Below are 14499 nucleotides of genomic sequence, written 5' to 3' on the forward strand. Positions count from 1 at the left end.
CGCACCGGATCAGTCTGCCAGCCGGCCGAGCGTGAGGTGCAGCACGCGGCTGCAGCGCGCCGCCAGGGCTTCGTCGTGGGAGACCATCACGAGCGCCATGCCGCGGTCGCGCGTGAGGCCGAGCATCAGCTCGAACACCGCATCGGCGGTACGCCGGTCGAGGTTGCCGGTGGGCTCGTCGGCCAGCAGGCAGGCCGGGTGGCCGGCCAGCGCGCGGGCGATCGCCACCCGCTGCCGCTCGCCCCCCGAGAGCTGCGAGGGCCGGTGGTCGACCCGCTCGGCCAGGCCCACCTGGGCCAGCACCGCACGCGCCTGCTCGCGCGCCTCGGCCTTGGCCATGCGGCGGATGCGCAGCGGCATCGCCACGTTGTCGAGCGCGGTGAATTCGGGCAGCAGGTGGTGGAACTGGTAGACGAAACCGAGGTGCTGGTTGCGCCACACGCCTTGCTCGCGGGCGCTCATGCTGGCGAAGTCGCGCCCGGCCAGCTTCACTTGGCCCTGCGTCGGCAGCTCCAGCCCGCCCAGCAGGTGCAGCAGCGTGCTCTTGCCGGAGCCGGAGGCACCGACGATCGCGAGCGTCTCGCCGCGCTGCACGGTGAGGTCGACCCCTTGCAGCACGGCCACGTCGAGCCCGCCTTCGGTGAAACGCTTGTGCAGGCCGCGGGCCTCGATCACGGATTCACTCATAGCGCAGCGCCTCCGCCGGTTGCACGCGGCTGGCACGCCAGCTCGGGTAGAGCGTGGCCACGAAAGCGAGCACAAGAGAGATCAAGGTGATGGGCACGATGTCGGCCGACTGCGGCTCGCTGGGCATCTGGCTGATGAGGTACACGCTGCCAGGCAGGAAGCTCGTGTGCAGCAGGCGCTCGATGAAGGGCACGATGGTGCCCACGTTGAAGGCGATCAGCAGCCCGCCCGCCACGCCGGCGAGCGTGCCGATCACGCCCGAGGCGGCGCCTTGCACCATGAACACGCCCATGATGGAACGGGGGCTGGCGCCGAGCGTGCGCAGGATGGCGATGTCGGCGCGTTTGTCGGTCACCGTCATCACGAGGGTGGACACGAGGTTGAAGGCCGCCACCGCGACGATCAGCGTGAGGATGATGAACATCAGGCGCTTTTCCAGCTGCACCGCGGCGAACCAGTTGCGGTTGGTGCGCGTCCAGTCGCGCACGTAATACTGCGAGCCCATCGCGGCGCTCAGCTCGTAGGCCACGGTGGGCGCTTCGTGCAGGTTCTTCAGGCGCAGCTGCACGCCGGTCGGCCCCTCGACGCGGAAGAGGCGCTGCGCATCGTCGAGGTGAATGAGCGCGAGCGTGCTGTCGTATTCGTAGTGGCCGGAGTCGAAGGTGCCGACGACCGTCATCTGCTTCAGGCGCGGCACCACGCCGGCCGGCGTGACCTGCCCGCCGGGCGCGAGGATGGTGACGTTGTCGCCGGCACGCACGCCGAGCTGGCGGGCGAGCTCGCTGCCGAGCACGATGCCCCACTGGCCGGGCACGAGGCGGGCGAGCGTGGTGTCCTTCAACTGCGCGGCCAGGTCGGTGACGGTGGCCTCTTCGTCGGGCGAGATGCCGCGCACCACGGCGCCTCGCATCTCGTCGCCGCGCGCGATCAGCGCCTGCGCCGCCACGAACGGGGCCGCGCCGACCACTTGTGGGTTCTCGCGCGCCTTGGCGGCGGTGGCGCGCCAATCGGGCAGGCCGGCGCCCTGCCCTTCGAGCACCTCGACGTGCGCCACCACCGACAGCATGCGGTCGCGCACCTCCTTCTGGAAACCGTTCATCACCGACAACACGATGATCAGCGCCGCCACGCCGAGCGCGATGCCGAGCATCGACACGCCGGAGATGAAGGAGATGAAGCCGTTGCGGCGACCGGCACGGCCGGCGCGTGTGTAGCGCCAGCCGATTTGCAATTCATAGGGCCAATTCATGGTGCGCGGATGCTACCCGAGGGCCCTGCACAGCCTGGGCCCGCACGCTTGGCACGACTTGCTGCGAGCCCCTGGGGAATGCCCGGCCGGATGATTTGCACGACCGTCCAATAATCATTCGATTCCAACAAGACCCAGGAGACCTTCATGCACCCGTCCCGCATTTCGTGGCTCGCGCTGCTGCTCATGCCGCTGGCCGCGGCCGCCGCCACCGTTTCGGCCCAGCGCCCGCAACTGTCGGACGCGCAAGCGCCCAACTACACCAAGGCCAAGTACCTGGCGCGCAGCGGCGCCATCGGCTCGCCCAGCACCGACAACTGGAACCCGAGCGGCGCCGGCGACGTGAGCACCTTCAGCGCACGCTACACCGTGGCCGCCGACGGCACCGGCACCCACAGCACCGTGCAGGCCGCCATCAACGCCGCCAGCGGCACGGCGCGGGTCTACATCGCCATCAAGCCCGGCACCTACCGCGGCGTGACCTGCGTGCCGTCGAGCAAGCCGCCGATCACGCTCTACAGCACCAACACCGACGCGTCGAAGACCGTGCTGGTCTACAACAACTACGCGGGCAAGTCGAAGTCGTCGAGCACCGCGGCCAACCCGTGCAACCCGCAGACCGGCTCCACCAGCTACGGCACCATCGGCAGCGCCACCTTCACGGTGGCGGCACGCGACTTCCACGCGAAGAACCTCACCTTTGCCAACGACTTCAACGAAGGCTCGTCGAGCAGCAACGTGCAGGCCGTCGCGCTGATGACGACCGGCGACAAGCTCGTGTTCGACAACGTGCGCGTGCTCGGCAACCAGGACACGCTCTTCCTCTCGACACCTGGCTACAGCACCATCGCACGTTCGTATTTCAAGTCGAGCTACGTGCAGGGCGACGTCGACTTCATCTTCGGCCGCGGGACCGCCGTGTTCGAGAGCTGCACGATCAAGTACCTGTCGACTCGCTGGGGCAACAACGGCAACCACATCGCACCGGCCACCGCGGCGGGCAATGCCTACGGCTTCCTGTTCTCGGGCAGCCACTTCACGAAGGACAGCAGCACCGGCAGCAACGTGATCTCGCTCGGCCGCAGCTGGGACGAAGGCGTGAGCACCGGCGCCTACATCGCCGGCAGCTCGCCGAACGGCCAGGCGGTGATCCGCGAGAGCACGCTCGACAGCCACATCAAGCTGCAGGCCCCATGGGGCACCTCGACCTCGGGGCGCGCTTTCAGCGCGTCGGGCAACCGGTTGCGCGAATACAAGAACACCGGCGGAGGGTCTTGATCAAGCAACGCCCGCGGAACCGGCTTTGCCGGGCCGCAGGGTGGCGCCCCTTGGGGGCAGGAGCGTGAGCGACTGGGGGGCCGAACGACCTAGCGGTTCACGGCCAGCAACGCAGGCCGTGCGCCGAAGCGCTTCAGGATCGATTGCTCGATGCCTGCGGCGTCGAGGCCACACAAGCTGAGCAGCTTGGCCGGGTCACCATGCTCGATGAACTCATCGGGCAGGCCCAGGCTCAGCACGGGCACTTCGATGCGCGCGGCCTGCAAGGCCTCTTGCACGGCAGTGCCGGCGCCGCCCATCAGGCAGCCTTCTTCCACGGTGACGATGGCGTCGTGGCTGCGCGCAAGCTCCGCCACGAGAGCGACATCGAGCGGCTTCACGAAACGCATGTTCGCGACCGTGGCGTTGAGGTTCTCCGCCGCCGCCAGTGCCGGGTGAAGCAGCGTGCCGAAGGCGAGGATCGCGATGCGCTCGCCGCGGCGGCGCACTTCACCCTGGCCCCAGGGCAGGGTGTCGAGGGTCGGCTGCACGGCCACGCCGGCGCCCGAGCCGCGCGGGTAGCGCACGGCGGTGGGGTGGTCCTGCTTGAAGGCGCTGGTGAGCAGCTGGCGCGTCTCGTTTTCGTCGGACGGCGTCAGCACGCTCATGTTGGGAATGCAGCGCAGGTACGAGATGTCGTAGGCACCCGCATGCGTGGCGCCATCGGCCCCCACCAGGCCGGCGCGGTCGAGCGCGAAGACGACGGGCAGGTTTTGCAGGGCCACGTCGTGGATGAGCTGGTCGTAGGCGCGCTGCAGGAAGGTGGAGTAGATGGCCACCACCGGCTTCATGCCCTCGCAGGCCAGGCCCGCGGCGAAGGTCACGGCGTGCTGCTCGGCGATGCCCACGTCGTGATACCGCTTGGGAAAACGCTGCTCGAACTCGACCATGCCCGAGCCTTCGCGCATGGCGGGGGTGATGCCCACCAGCCGCTCGTCGGCCGCGGCCATGTCGCACAGCCACTGGCCGAACACCTGCGTGAAGGTGGGCTTGGGCGGCGTGGCCGGCTTCTTCAGGCCCTCGGCGGGGTTGAACTTGCTCGGGCCGTGGTAGGCCACCGGGTCGGCCTCGGCGAGCTTGTAGCCCATGCCCTTCTTGGTCACGACGTGGAGGAACAGCGGCCCCTTCATGTCGCGCAGGTTTTCGAGCGTGGGGATCAGCGAGTCGAGGTCGTGGCCATCGATCGGGCCGAAATAGGTGAAGCCGAACTCTTCGAAGATCGTGCCGGGCACGACCATGCCCTTCGCATGCTCCTCGAAGCGACGAGCCAACTCGAAGAGCGGCGGCGCGTTCTTGAGCACGGTCTTGGCCGTGTCGCGGGCGGCCGCGTAGAACTTGCCGCTCATCAGTCGCGCGAGGTAGCGGTTGAGCGCGCCCACCGGCGGCGAGATCGACATGTCGTTGTCGTTCAGCACCACGAGCATGTTGGCGCCGGCGACGCCCGCGTTGTTGAGCGCCTCGAAGGCCATGCCGGCGGTCATCGCGCCATCGCCGATCACGGCGACCGAGCGGCGGTCTTCACCGCGCATCTTGGCGGCCACCGCCATGCCGAGTGCGGCCGAGATCGAGGTCGACGAATGCGCGGTGCCGAAGGTGTCGTACTCGCTCTCGTCGCGGCGCGGGAAGCCCGACAGCCCGCCGTACTGGCGCAGCGTCGACATGCGCTCGCGGCGGCCGGTGAGGATCTTGTGCGGGTAGGTCTGATGGCCCACGTCCCACACGATGCGGTCGTGCGGGGTGTTGAAGACGTGGTGCAGGGCGATGGTGAGTTCGACCGTGCCGAGGTTCGACGACAGGTGTCCGCCGGTCTGCGACACGCTTTGCAGCACGAAGTCGCGCAGCTCGACCGCCAGTTGCTTCAGCTCGACACGCGACAGCTTGCGCAGGTCGGCCGGGCTCTGGATCGTGTTGAGCAGTGCGTGGTTGGTTGTGGTCATCTCAGCAGTCCCTGTCCACCACTTTGTTGGCGAGGTCGGTCAGCCGCTGCACGTCGGGCAGGTGGCTGCGCGCCAGCGCCGCGAGCGCCTTCTCGCGCAGCTCGCGGGCGTGCTGCCGGGCCGCATCGAGGCCCAGCACCGACACGTAGGTGGGTTTGTTCGCATGCTGGTCTTTGCCAGCGGTCTTGCCCAGGGTTTCAGACGCCTGGGTCACGTCGAGGATGTCGTCCACCACCTGGAAGGCCAGGCCGATGGCATCGCCATAGTCGGAAAGGGCCTGCCACGCCGCAGGGGTGACCTGGCCACAGGCTGCGCCCATCAGCACACTGCCTTGCAGCAGGGCACCGGTCTTGCGGTGGTGCATGTCGCGCAGCGACTGTTCGTCGAGGGTGATGCCGATGCTCGCGAGGTCGATGGCCTGGCCGCCCGCCATGCCGGCGTGGCCAGCCGAGCGCGCCAGCAAGGCACACAGGCGCGCCTGCAGCACGGGCGGCACGCCCTGCTCGGGCGTCAGCACCTCGAAGGCCAGCGCCTGCATCGCGTCACCGGCCAGCATGGCCTGGGCTTCGCCGAACTGCACGTGCACCGTGGGCTTGCCACGGCGCAGCACGTCGTTGTCCATGCAGGGCATGTCGTCGTGGATCAGCGAGTAGGCGTGGATCAGCTCCACCGCGCAGGCGGCACGCAGGGCCGCTTCGCCTTCGCTGCCATTCACCGCCTCGGCTGCCGCCAGCACCAGCAAGGGGCGCAGCCGCTTGCCACCATCGAGCACGCCGTAGCGCATGGCCTGGCCCAGGCCGGCCGGCGCCTGCAGCGGCACCCAAGCCGACAACGCCGATTCGACCGTGTCCAGCTGGGCGCGGCACCACGACTCGAAATCGACCGGCATCATTCGTTCTTCCACGGCTTGAGTTGGCCCTCTTCGAGCACTTTCACCTGCTGCTCGACCGCGTCGAGCCGCTCGCGACAGTAGTTGAGCAGGTCGGCACCGCGCCGGTAGTTCTGCAGCAGCGTGTCGAGCGGGAGCTGCCCGCCTTCCATGGCCGCCACCAGGGCTTCCAGCTCGGCCAGGGCATCTTCGTAGTTCGCAGGCGCCGGGCTGGCAGGCGGGGTGGGAGGGGTCTTGGCCATCTTGGTGCGCAAAGCCGGGATTGTAGTCAGCCGGCACCTCCGCAATGCCCCGGCCAAACGCCTAGCCCCAGAGGTGATGCGAGTCAACCACGTACCCCCGAAAGGGCCATCGACACCGCTGGCTACAATCCTCGTCCTTCGCTGAATGACCGGGTCTGGCAAGTACCGAACCCGTCCGCGCCGTGCGCAGCGATGAGCCCCACCCGAAGGCTTGCGGCCCTGGGTGGCACGTTCACCATCGGTCAAAAGGAAACCTCGGGATCATGTCTGACCTGAGCCTTGCTCTCCCCGCTCTGGGACCCTCTCACCTGGAGCACCCTCGCCTCCAGCTCCCTGTCTCCGCCTATTTCGACGACGACCTGCATCGCCGCGAGCTGGAGCTGATCTTCCAGCATGGCCCGCGCTACCTCGGGCACGAACTCGCCGTGCCGGAGGTCGGCGACCACTACGCCCTGCCGCAGGAGGGCGAAGGCCGTGCGCTGGTGCGCACTGCACAGGGCGTGGAGCTGATCTCCAACGTCTGCCGCCACCGCCAGGCCGTGATGATGAAAGGCCGTGGGCACACCGGGGCCAACATCGTCTGCCCGTTGCACCGCTGGACCTACGACCTCAAGGGCCAGCTCATCGGCGCCCCGCACTTCCAGCAAGACCCTTGCCTGCACCTCAACCGCTACAAGACGCGGACGTGGAACGGCATGGTCTTCGAGGACAACGGCCGCGACATCGCCGCCGAGCTGTCGCAACTCGGCCCCCGCGCCGACCTCGACTTCAGCGGCTACGTGCTCGACAAGGTGCACATGCACGAGTGCGACTACAACTGGAAGACCTTCATCGAGGTCTACCTCGAGGACTACCACGTCGGCCCGTTCCACCCCGGCCTCTCGCAGTTCGTGACCTGCGACGACCTGGCCTGGGAGTTCGGCCGCCACCACTCGGTGCAGACGGTGGGCGTCAACAAAGGCTTCGCCAAAGCCGGCTCGGCCACCTACCTCAAGTGGCACGAGGCGGTGCTCAAGTTCCGCGACGGCCAGCCGCCGAAGCAGGGCGCGATCTGGCTCACCTACTACCCGAACATCATGGTCGAGTGGTACCCGCACGTGCTGGTGGTGTCGACGCTCTACCCCAAGGGCCCGCAGAAGACGCTCAACGTGGTCGAGTTCTTCTACCCCGAGGAGATCACCGCCTTCGAGCGCGAGTTCGTCGAGGCTCAGCAGGCCGCGTACATGGAAACCTGCGTCGAGGACGACGAGATCGCCCTTCGCATGGACGCGGGCCGCAAGGCGCTTTGGGAGCGTGGTGACAACGAAGCCGGGCCTTACCAGTCGCCAATGGAAGACGGGATGGAAGAGTTCCATGCCTGGTACCGCCGCACGATGAACTTCAAAGCTTGATGCGAGGACTCTCCGCGCCGGCGCTGATGGTGCTGGCGTCCTTCCTCTTCGCCACCATGAGCGTGTGCGTGAAGCTCGCGTCCGAGCTCTACGGCACGGCGGAAATCGTCTTCTATCGCGGCATGGTGGGCGCGGTGGTGCTCGCCATCGTGGCGAAACGCCAGAACGGCACGCTGCGCACCACCGTGCCGGCAATGCACTTCTGGCGCAGCGTGAGCGGCGTCTTCGCGCTCGGCCTGTGGTTCTACGCCATCGGCAACCTGCCGCTCGCCACCGCGATGACGCTCAACTACATGTCGTCGGTGTGGATGGCGCTCTTCCTCATCGGTGGCGCGGTGATGCTCGGCACCTCGCGGGTCGACGGCCGGCTGGTCGCGACCGTGTTGCTGGGCTTCATCGGCGTGGCGCTCATCTTGCGCCCCACCATCGAGCAGAACCAGCTCTGGCACGGCCTCATCGGCCTGATGTCGGGCGTGCTCGCGGCCACCGCCTACCTGCAGGTGACGGCGCTCGGCCGCGCAGGCGAGCCGGTGTACCGCATCGTCTTCTACTTCTCCCTCGGCGGCATGCTGCTGGGCCTGGGCACTGCGCTCGCAAGCGGCGGTCTCACCTGGCACACCACCTGGCAAGGCCCGGTGCTGCTGCTCGCCGTGGGCGTGCTCGCCACCGTGGCGCAGATGATGATGACGCGGGCCTATGGCGTGGGCCGCCCGCTCGTCAACGCGAGCCTGCAATACCTCGGCATCGCCTTCTCGTTCATCTACGGCGCCTTGCTCTTCCACGACAAGATCACCTGGATGGCGGTGCTCGGCATGTGCTTCATCGTCGCCTCGGGCCTGGGCGCCACGCTGCTGCGCAGCCGCACCGCCTTCAAGGACACCACCACCCCGACAGAAAGCTGAGCTTCACATGCACCCGCTGATCAGCGCCGCCGACCTGCGCGACCTGCTCGCCCGCCGCCCCGAGACCGTGCTGCTCGACTGCAGCTTCGACCTCGCCGACACCGCCGCCGGCGAGCGTGCCTACGCCGAAGGCCACCTGCCCGGCGCCCGCTACGCCCACCTCGACCGCGACCTGTCGGCGCCCAAGACGGGCCGCAACGGCCGCCACCCACTGCGCGATCGAACGGCCTACGCCGCGTGGATCGGCAGCCTGGGCATCACACCCACCACCCCGGTCGTCGCCTACGACCGCCAGGGCAGCATGTTCGCCGTGCGCGCCTGGTGGGTGCTTCGCTGGCTGGGCCACGACGAAGTGGCGGTGCTCGACGGCGGCCTGCCCGCCTGGCAAGCCACAGGCGGCGCATTGAGCACCGAAACGCCCGCCATGCCTCCGGCCGCGTCCTACCCCGACCTGCCGCCCGCCATGCCGCGCATCGACGCTGCCCAGCTGCAGCAGCGCCTGCGCGAGGTGCTCATCCTCGACGCCCGTGCGCCGGAGCGTTACCGCGGCGACGTGGAGCCGCTGGACGCCGTGGCCGGCCACATCCCCGGGGCCGTGAACCGCTTCTTCAAGGACAACCTCCAGCCCGACGGCCGCTTCAAGCCGGCCGACGAGCTCAAGCGCGAATTCGACGCCCTCCTCACCGACGAGCGCCAGGTCGTGCACAGCTGCGGCTCCGGCGTCACCGCGTGCCACAACCTGCTGGCGATGGAAGTGGCCGGCTTCGGCCGTTCACGCCTGTACGCGGGCTCGTGGAGCGAATGGTGCAGCGACCCGTCGCGCCCCATGGTGCAAGGCGCGGCCCCGTAGGCGTTGACCTACGTCGGCTCGGTGCGCAGCATGGTTGACCAGCCCCTGCGACGGCGATAAGTTCACGCTGAACGCTTCCGTTCGCCACAGGAGCTGATCATGTTCAAGCGCATCCTGGTTCCCACCGACGGCTCGGACATCACCAAGAAGGCCCTGGCCTCCGCCGTGGCACTGGCCAAGTCCGTGAATGCGAAGCTCTACACGCTGAGCGTGAAGGAGCCCTTCCCCTACAGCGCGATCTCCGAGATGCAGCCCACGCCGCCGCAGGAGTTTTTCGACGCGCAGGAGCGCATCGCCGCCGCCCGGGTCAAGGAGGTGAGAGACACCGCCGAGCTGAGCGGCCTGCAGTGCGACGCGCAGACCGTCGAAGCCCTGCACCCCTGGGAAGCCATCATCGACCACGCCAAGCGCCACGAGTGCGACCTGATCGTGATGGCCTCGCACGGCCGTCGCGGCGTGACGGCGTTGCTGCTCGGCAGCGAGACGCAGAAGGTGCTCACGCACACCAACATCCCCGTGCTGGTGGTGAGGTAGAGGCCCCCCAGTCGCTTTGCTCCTGCCCCCAAGGGGCGCCACCCCAGGGGCCCGGCAAAGCCGGTTCCCCGGGGCGTTGCTGGATCGTCCGCTCAGATCAATGCGCGTGCCCGTGGATTGCTTGCACCACCAGGGCAATCGTCACCATGCCCACCGCCAACCAGACGAGCTGGGCGATGGTGTCGCGCATCGACAGGCGGTGCTGAAGTTGGGGAATGAGATCAGCCACCGCCACGTAGATGAAGCTGCTCGACGCCACCACCAGCAGGTAGGGGAAGAGGTCGACCCACGGGCCGACGACGAAGTAGCCGAGCACGCCACCCGCCACGGCGGACAGGCCTGACATCGCGTTGTAGAGCAGCGCCTTCGAGCGCGACAGGCCGGCATTGAGCAGCACGATGTAGTCGCCCACCTCCTGCGGGATCTCGTGGGCGATGATCGCCAGCGCCGTCACGATGCCCACCTGCGTGTCGGTCAGGAAGGCGGCCGCGATGATCACGCCGTCGCAGAAGTTGTGGATGCTGTCGCCGAGCAGCACGCTCCAGCCACCGCGGCCTGCCTGCTGCTGGTCGAAGTGGTGATGGTGGTGGTGGCCGTCGCCCTCGTGGTGGTGGCTATGGCGGTAGAGCTCGGCCTTTTCCAGCAGGAAGAAGAAGATCAGCCCGGCCAGCAGCGTGGCAAAGAGTGCCTGCGGGCTCGCCTTGCTCTCGAAGGCTTCGGGCAGCACGTTGAGCAGCGCGGTGGCGAGCAACACGCCGGCCGACAGGCTCACCAGGTGGTGCACCACGCGGCTGAGCACGCCCACCGTGAGGCTGGCGGCGATCAGCACCGAGAGCAGGCCGCCGGCAAGCGTGGCCGCGAGGATGTAAAGGAGCGTCATCGGATCACAAAAAAAGCCGCGAGAAACCTCGGCCCGCGCAAAAAAGCCGCGCGGGGTGCGCGGCTCGCTTTCGACTGACGCAGGTTTCAGGCCACGCCGTTCGCCCTGAACCACGCCACCGCGCGCTTCCATCCGTCTTCGGCCGCTTCCTTGCGGTAGCTCGGCCGGTAGTCGGCGTGGAAGGCATGCGGCGTGTCGGGGTAGACCACGAATTCCGACTTCTTGGCCGCTGCGCTGCCGGTGCTCAAGGCGGTTTTCATCTTATCAACCGTGTCAACCGGGATGCCGGTGTCGGCGCCACCATAGAGGCCCAGCACCGGGCCCTGCAGCTTGGTGGCCACATCGACCGGGTGCGCCGGCGTGAGCGGCGTGCTGTTGCCCACCAGCCGGCCATACCAGGCCACACCCGCCTTCACCGCCGGGTTGTGCGCGGTGTAGAGCCAGGTGATGCGGCCGCCCCAGCAGAAGCCGGTGATGCCCAGCTTGCCGGCGTCACCACCGTGGCCCTGGGCCCAGGCCACGGTGGCGTCGAGGTCGCGCATCACCTGCTCGTCAGGCGTCTTGGCGATCACCTCGCTCATCAGCCTGGCGATCTCGGTGTACGACTTCGCATCGCCCTGGCGCACGAAGAGCTCGGGCGCGATGGCGAGATACCCGAGCTTGGCGAAGCGGCGCGCCACGTCGGCAATGTGCTCGTGCACGCCGAAGATCTCGGAGATCACGAGGATCACCGGCAACCCCGTCTTGCCGGCGGGCGCGGCGCGGTAGGCGGGCATCTTGAAGTCGCCCACCGGGATCGTCACCTCGCCCGCGGTCAGGCCGGCGGTGTCGGTCTTGATCGTCTGTGCGGTCACCGGCAGCACGGCGGCGGCAAAGCCGCTGCCCACGGCCGTCTGCATGAAGCCGCGGCGGTTGAACTCGCGGCTGGGGGTGAGGCTGTCCAGGTCCTTGCTGAGCATGCGGGTCTCCGAAAGGGGGTGGAAGGAGCGCGCGATTCTAGGAAGCGGTGTGAAACAGTGCACAGCGAGGGCCACACCCCGCGCCTGCGGGGGCGCCTCGCCCCACCTCGAAAAGCGGCACTTTTCGCGCGGCGGCTGTGGCTCGTGCACCCGCGCCCTTGCGCGGGCCCGCGGCAGCGGCAATCCTCGCCCATTCGCTGCTTTGCCCTGCCCGTCCCACCGTGCGAGAAACCCTGGTCTCCGTCGTCGACAGCGTGCCTCCGACCGAGGCCGAGCCGTCGGAACTGGCCGGCTCGCCGGCCAAAGACTTGCGCGGCCGCCTGCGCGCGATGCAGGTGCAGGCGGTGCTCACGCTCACGCCGGTGGTGGTGGTGTCGAACGTGGTGGGCGCCGTCACGCTGGGCTGGACCTTCCGCGAGGCGACGCCCTCGTGGGCGCTGCTCACCTGGCTTGCGCTGGTGCTGCTGGCCGTGGGCTGGGGCACCCGCGCCTGGTGGCGTGCGCGCGGCTCGATGCCACGCGCACAGGCCTCGCGCCGCACCACCAACCGCGTCACGCTGCATGCCGTCCTGCTCGGGCTGCTCTGGGCCCTGCCGCTGCCCTTCCTCACGGTGGTGGCATCGCCGGAGCAGTTCCTCGTGCTGACGGCCATCACCGTGGGCATCGTCTGCGCCGGGGCCACGGCGCTTGCGCCCGTCCGCCGGGCCGGCACCGCCTTCCCTCTGCTCGTGGCGGCCGGTGCGGCCATCGCGCTGAGCCAGCTGCGCTCCGATGCGGCCGGCACGCTCGCCGTGCTGCTGCTGGCCTACCTGCTGGTGATGCTCTACGGCGTGCTGTCGTGGTCGCGCATGTTCAAGGCCCGCATGGTGGCCGAGCTGCGCGCCGAAGAGCACCGCGAGACCATCGGCCTGCTGTTGCGCGATTTCGAGCAGAACGCGGCCGACGTGCTGTGGGAAGTCGACGCCGAAGGCCGCCTGGTGCGCGTCTCGCGCCGCATGGCGCGGCTTCTCAGCCGAGCGCAGAGCGCGCTCGAAGGCCGGCTGCTGGTCGACGTGCTGGCGCGCCGCCAGCGCCGCCTGCCCATCGCGACGGCCAGCGAAGGCGCCGCGGCGCTCAAGAAGCTCGCCCAGCACCTGGAAGACGGCACGCCCTTCGGCCACATCGAGCTGCCGGTGTGGCTCGCGCAGCGCACGGTGTGGTGGTCGCTCACCGCCAAGCCGGTGGACGGCGGCGGCTGGCGCGGCGTGGTCGCCAACGTCACCGCCGCACGCGAGGCGCAGCAGCACGTGTGGCAGCTCGCCCACTTCGATGCCGTCACCAACCTCAGCAACCGCCACCGTTTCCGCATCGAGCTCGACAACGCGCTCGAGAGCGTGCGCCAGAGCGGCGAGCAATGCGCCGTGCTGTGCCTCGACCTCGACGGCTTCAAGACCGTCAACGACGCGCTCGGCCACGACATGGGCGACATGCTGCTGCGCGTGGTCGGCCAGCGCCTCGAAGCCTCGCGCCGCACCGGCGACATCGTGGCGCGCCTGGGGGGCGACGAGTTCGGCCTCATCGTGCGCGAGATCAACTCGCCCGACGAGGTGGCGCTCGTCGCCGGCCGCGTGCTCTACGCCCTGAGCAAGCCCTGCGAGATCGGCGGCGTGACGGTGCCGCTCGGCGCGAGCCTGGGCATTGCCATCGCCCCGCGCGACGGGCTCGAGGCCGACGTGCTGCTCAAGCACGCCGACCTCGCGCTCTACGCCGCCAAGGCCGCCGGGCGTGGCCAATTCAGCTTCTACACCGAGAGCATGGAAGCGCGCGTCGTCAAGCGCCTGGGGCTCGAGCGCGCCCTGCGCCAGGCCATCCCCGGCCAGCAACTGCACCTCGTCTTCCAGCCGCAGGTCCGCCTCGACGACAACCGCGTGAGCGCCTTCGAGGCGCTCGTGCGCTGGACGCACCCCGAGCTCGGCGAGGTGCCGCCGCAGGAGTTCATTCCCGTGGCCGAAGAGGCCGGGATGATCCACGACATCGGCAAATGGGTGCTGCACCAGGCTTGCAAGGAGGCCCGCGCCTGGCCCGAGCGGGTACGCGTGGCGGTCAACCTCTCGCCGCTGCAGGTGATGGCCCGCGACCTGCGCGCCGACGTGGCGCACGCCCTGGCCACGAGCGGCCTGCGGCCCGAGCGACTCGAGATCGAGATCACCGAGTCGGTGCTGATGGGCGACAGCCACATCACCCTCGCCAAGCTGCACGCCTTGCGCGAGCTGGGCGTGCGCATCGCACTCGACGACTTCGGCACCGGCTATTCGTCGCTCGCCTACCTGCGCCGCTTCCCCTTCGATCAACTCAAGATCGACCGCAGCTTCGTGCGCGAGATCGTGACCCGCCCCGACGCCCGCGCCATCGTGCGCGCCACCATCGAGATGGCCAACGCGCTGCGCATGGAGACCCTCGCCGAAGGTGTGGAAGACGAACGCGCCGTCGAGGTGCTGCGCGAGCACCACTGCGGCGCGGTACAGGGCTACCTGATCTCGCCGCCCATCCGCAACGACGACGTGCTCGACTTCCTGCGCGCCCGCAGCGAGGCGCCCGAGCCTGCGGCCTCATCTGCCATTGACCGCAACGTTGCCTGACGTGCTTGCGGTACGCTCGCCGCCTCACTCACTAACACCAAAAA

The 14499-nt window shown here is 68.8% G+C and carries 13 protein-coding genes; 6 read left to right on the forward strand and 7 right to left on the reverse strand.

Going from position 1 to position 14499, the window contains the following annotated elements:
• Positions 1-9: 9 nt before the first annotated feature.
• Complete coding sequence (locus KF892_08190; GenBank protein ID MBX3624975.1) at positions 10-687, reverse strand: ATP-binding cassette domain-containing protein; 678 nt, start codon at positions 685-687, stop codon at positions 10-12.
• Entirely contained in the window at positions 680-1936 is a 1257-nt protein-coding gene (locus KF892_08195; protein ID MBX3624976.1) for a lipoprotein-releasing ABC transporter permease subunit, read from the reverse strand. The genes KF892_08190 and KF892_08195 overlap by 8 nt, the downstream gene beginning before the upstream one ends.
• 147 nt (positions 1937-2083) lie before the next feature.
• Between KF892_08195 and KF892_08200 the strand changes: the two genes are divergently transcribed.
• Positions 2084-3214: an acyl-CoA thioesterase gene (locus KF892_08200; protein MBX3624977.1), complete on the forward strand. Its 1131-nt coding sequence runs from the start codon at positions 2084-2086 to the stop codon at positions 3212-3214.
• A gap of 89 nt (positions 3215-3303) precedes the next feature.
• On the opposite strand, the gene dxs is transcribed toward KF892_08200, so the two are convergent.
• The 3 genes from dxs to KF892_08215 are packed head-to-tail and all read right to left on the reverse strand — an operon-like array spanning position 3304 to position 6321.
• The gene (dxs, locus tag KF892_08205) at positions 3304-5190 is read right to left on the reverse strand and encodes a 1-deoxy-D-xylulose-5-phosphate synthase (protein ID MBX3624978.1); all 1887 of its coding nucleotides are present in this window, start codon (positions 5188-5190) and stop codon (positions 3304-3306) included.
• 1 nt (position 5191) lies between these two features.
• The gene (locus KF892_08210) at positions 5192-6082 is read right to left on the reverse strand and encodes a polyprenyl synthetase family protein (GenBank protein MBX3624979.1); all 891 of its coding nucleotides are present in this window, start codon (positions 6080-6082) and stop codon (positions 5192-5194) included.
• Positions 6079-6321 (reverse strand): exodeoxyribonuclease VII small subunit, encoded by a 243-nt coding sequence (locus tag KF892_08215; protein MBX3624980.1) that lies wholly within the window; start codon positions 6319-6321, stop codon positions 6079-6081. The genes KF892_08210 and KF892_08215 overlap by 4 nt, the downstream gene beginning before the upstream one ends.
• Before the next feature lie 263 nt (positions 6322-6584).
• Between KF892_08215 and KF892_08220 the strand changes: the two genes are divergently transcribed.
• The 4 genes from KF892_08220 (at position 6585) to KF892_08235 (ending at position 9998) form a co-directional block, all read left to right on the forward strand.
• Positions 6585-7712: an aromatic ring-hydroxylating dioxygenase subunit alpha gene (locus KF892_08220; GenBank protein MBX3624981.1), complete on the forward strand. Its 1128-nt coding sequence runs from the start codon at positions 6585-6587 to the stop codon at positions 7710-7712.
• A gap of 26 nt (positions 7713-7738) precedes the next feature.
• A complete protein-coding gene (locus tag KF892_08225) occupies positions 7739-8614 on the forward strand; it encodes a DMT family transporter (protein MBX3624982.1) in 876 nt (291 codons plus the stop codon).
• Between the two features lie 7 nt (positions 8615-8621).
• Positions 8622-9464 (forward strand): sulfurtransferase, encoded by an 843-nt coding sequence (locus tag KF892_08230; protein ID MBX3624983.1) that lies wholly within the window; start codon positions 8622-8624, stop codon positions 9462-9464.
• A gap of 99 nt (positions 9465-9563) precedes the next feature.
• Entirely contained in the window at positions 9564-9998 is a 435-nt protein-coding gene (locus KF892_08235; protein ID MBX3624984.1) for a universal stress protein, read from the forward strand.
• Between the two features lie 97 nt (positions 9999-10095).
• Here KF892_08235 and KF892_08240 read toward each other — a convergent pair whose 3' ends face one another.
• A complete protein-coding gene (locus KF892_08240) occupies positions 10096-10878 on the reverse strand; it encodes a ZIP family metal transporter (protein MBX3624985.1) in 783 nt (260 codons plus the stop codon).
• A gap of 86 nt (positions 10879-10964) precedes the next feature.
• Positions 10965-11837 carry a dienelactone hydrolase family protein gene (locus KF892_08245; protein MBX3624986.1) on the reverse strand — a complete coding sequence of 291 codons (873 nt, stop codon included), beginning with the start codon at positions 11835-11837 and terminating at the stop codon, positions 10965-10967.
• A gap of 221 nt (positions 11838-12058) precedes the next feature.
• On the opposite strand from KF892_08245, the gene KF892_08250 reads away from it, so the two are divergent.
• Positions 12059-14455 (forward strand): EAL domain-containing protein, encoded by a 2397-nt coding sequence (locus tag KF892_08250; GenBank protein ID MBX3624987.1) that lies wholly within the window; start codon positions 12059-12061, stop codon positions 14453-14455.
• Positions 14456-14499 lie beyond the last annotated feature (44 nt).

Origin of the sequence: Rhizobacter sp. (genome assembly GCA_019635355.1) — a bacterium.
Classification (GTDB): Bacteria; Pseudomonadota; Gammaproteobacteria; order Burkholderiales; family Burkholderiaceae_C; genus Rhizobacter.

What these genes read in the sequence shown, in the direction of transcription:
- KF892_08190 (MBX3624975.1), bottom strand. Translation starts at nt 687, where the DNA reads ATGAGTGAATCCGTGATCGAGGCCCGCGGCCTGCACAAGCGTTTCACC.
- KF892_08195 (MBX3624976.1), bottom strand. Translation starts at nt 1,936, where the DNA reads ATGAATTGGCCCTATGAATTGCAAATCGGCTGGCGCTACACACGCGCC.
- KF892_08200 (MBX3624977.1), top strand. Translation starts at nt 2,084, where the DNA reads ATGCACCCGTCCCGCATTTCGTGGCTCGCGCTGCTGCTCATGCCGCTG.
- dxs (MBX3624978.1), bottom strand. Translation starts at nt 5,190, where the DNA reads ATGACCACAACCAACCACGCACTGCTCAACACGATCCAGAGCCCGGCC.
- KF892_08210 (MBX3624979.1), bottom strand. Translation starts at nt 6,082, where the DNA reads ATGATGCCGGTCGATTTCGAGTCGTGGTGCCGCGCCCAGCTGGACACG.
- KF892_08215 (MBX3624980.1), bottom strand. Translation starts at nt 6,321, where the DNA reads ATGGCCAAGACCCCTCCCACCCCGCCTGCCAGCCCGGCGCCTGCGAAC.
- KF892_08220 (MBX3624981.1), top strand. Translation starts at nt 6,585, where the DNA reads ATGTCTGACCTGAGCCTTGCTCTCCCCGCTCTGGGACCCTCTCACCTG.
- KF892_08225 (MBX3624982.1), top strand. Translation starts at nt 7,739, where the DNA reads ATGGTGCTGGCGTCCTTCCTCTTCGCCACCATGAGCGTGTGCGTGAAG.
- KF892_08230 (MBX3624983.1), top strand. Translation starts at nt 8,622, where the DNA reads ATGCACCCGCTGATCAGCGCCGCCGACCTGCGCGACCTGCTCGCCCGC.
- KF892_08235 (MBX3624984.1), top strand. Translation starts at nt 9,564, where the DNA reads ATGTTCAAGCGCATCCTGGTTCCCACCGACGGCTCGGACATCACCAAG.
- KF892_08240 (MBX3624985.1), bottom strand. Translation starts at nt 10,878, where the DNA reads ATGACGCTCCTTTACATCCTCGCGGCCACGCTTGCCGGCGGCCTGCTC.
- KF892_08245 (MBX3624986.1), bottom strand. Translation starts at nt 11,837, where the DNA reads ATGCTCAGCAAGGACCTGGACAGCCTCACCCCCAGCCGCGAGTTCAAC.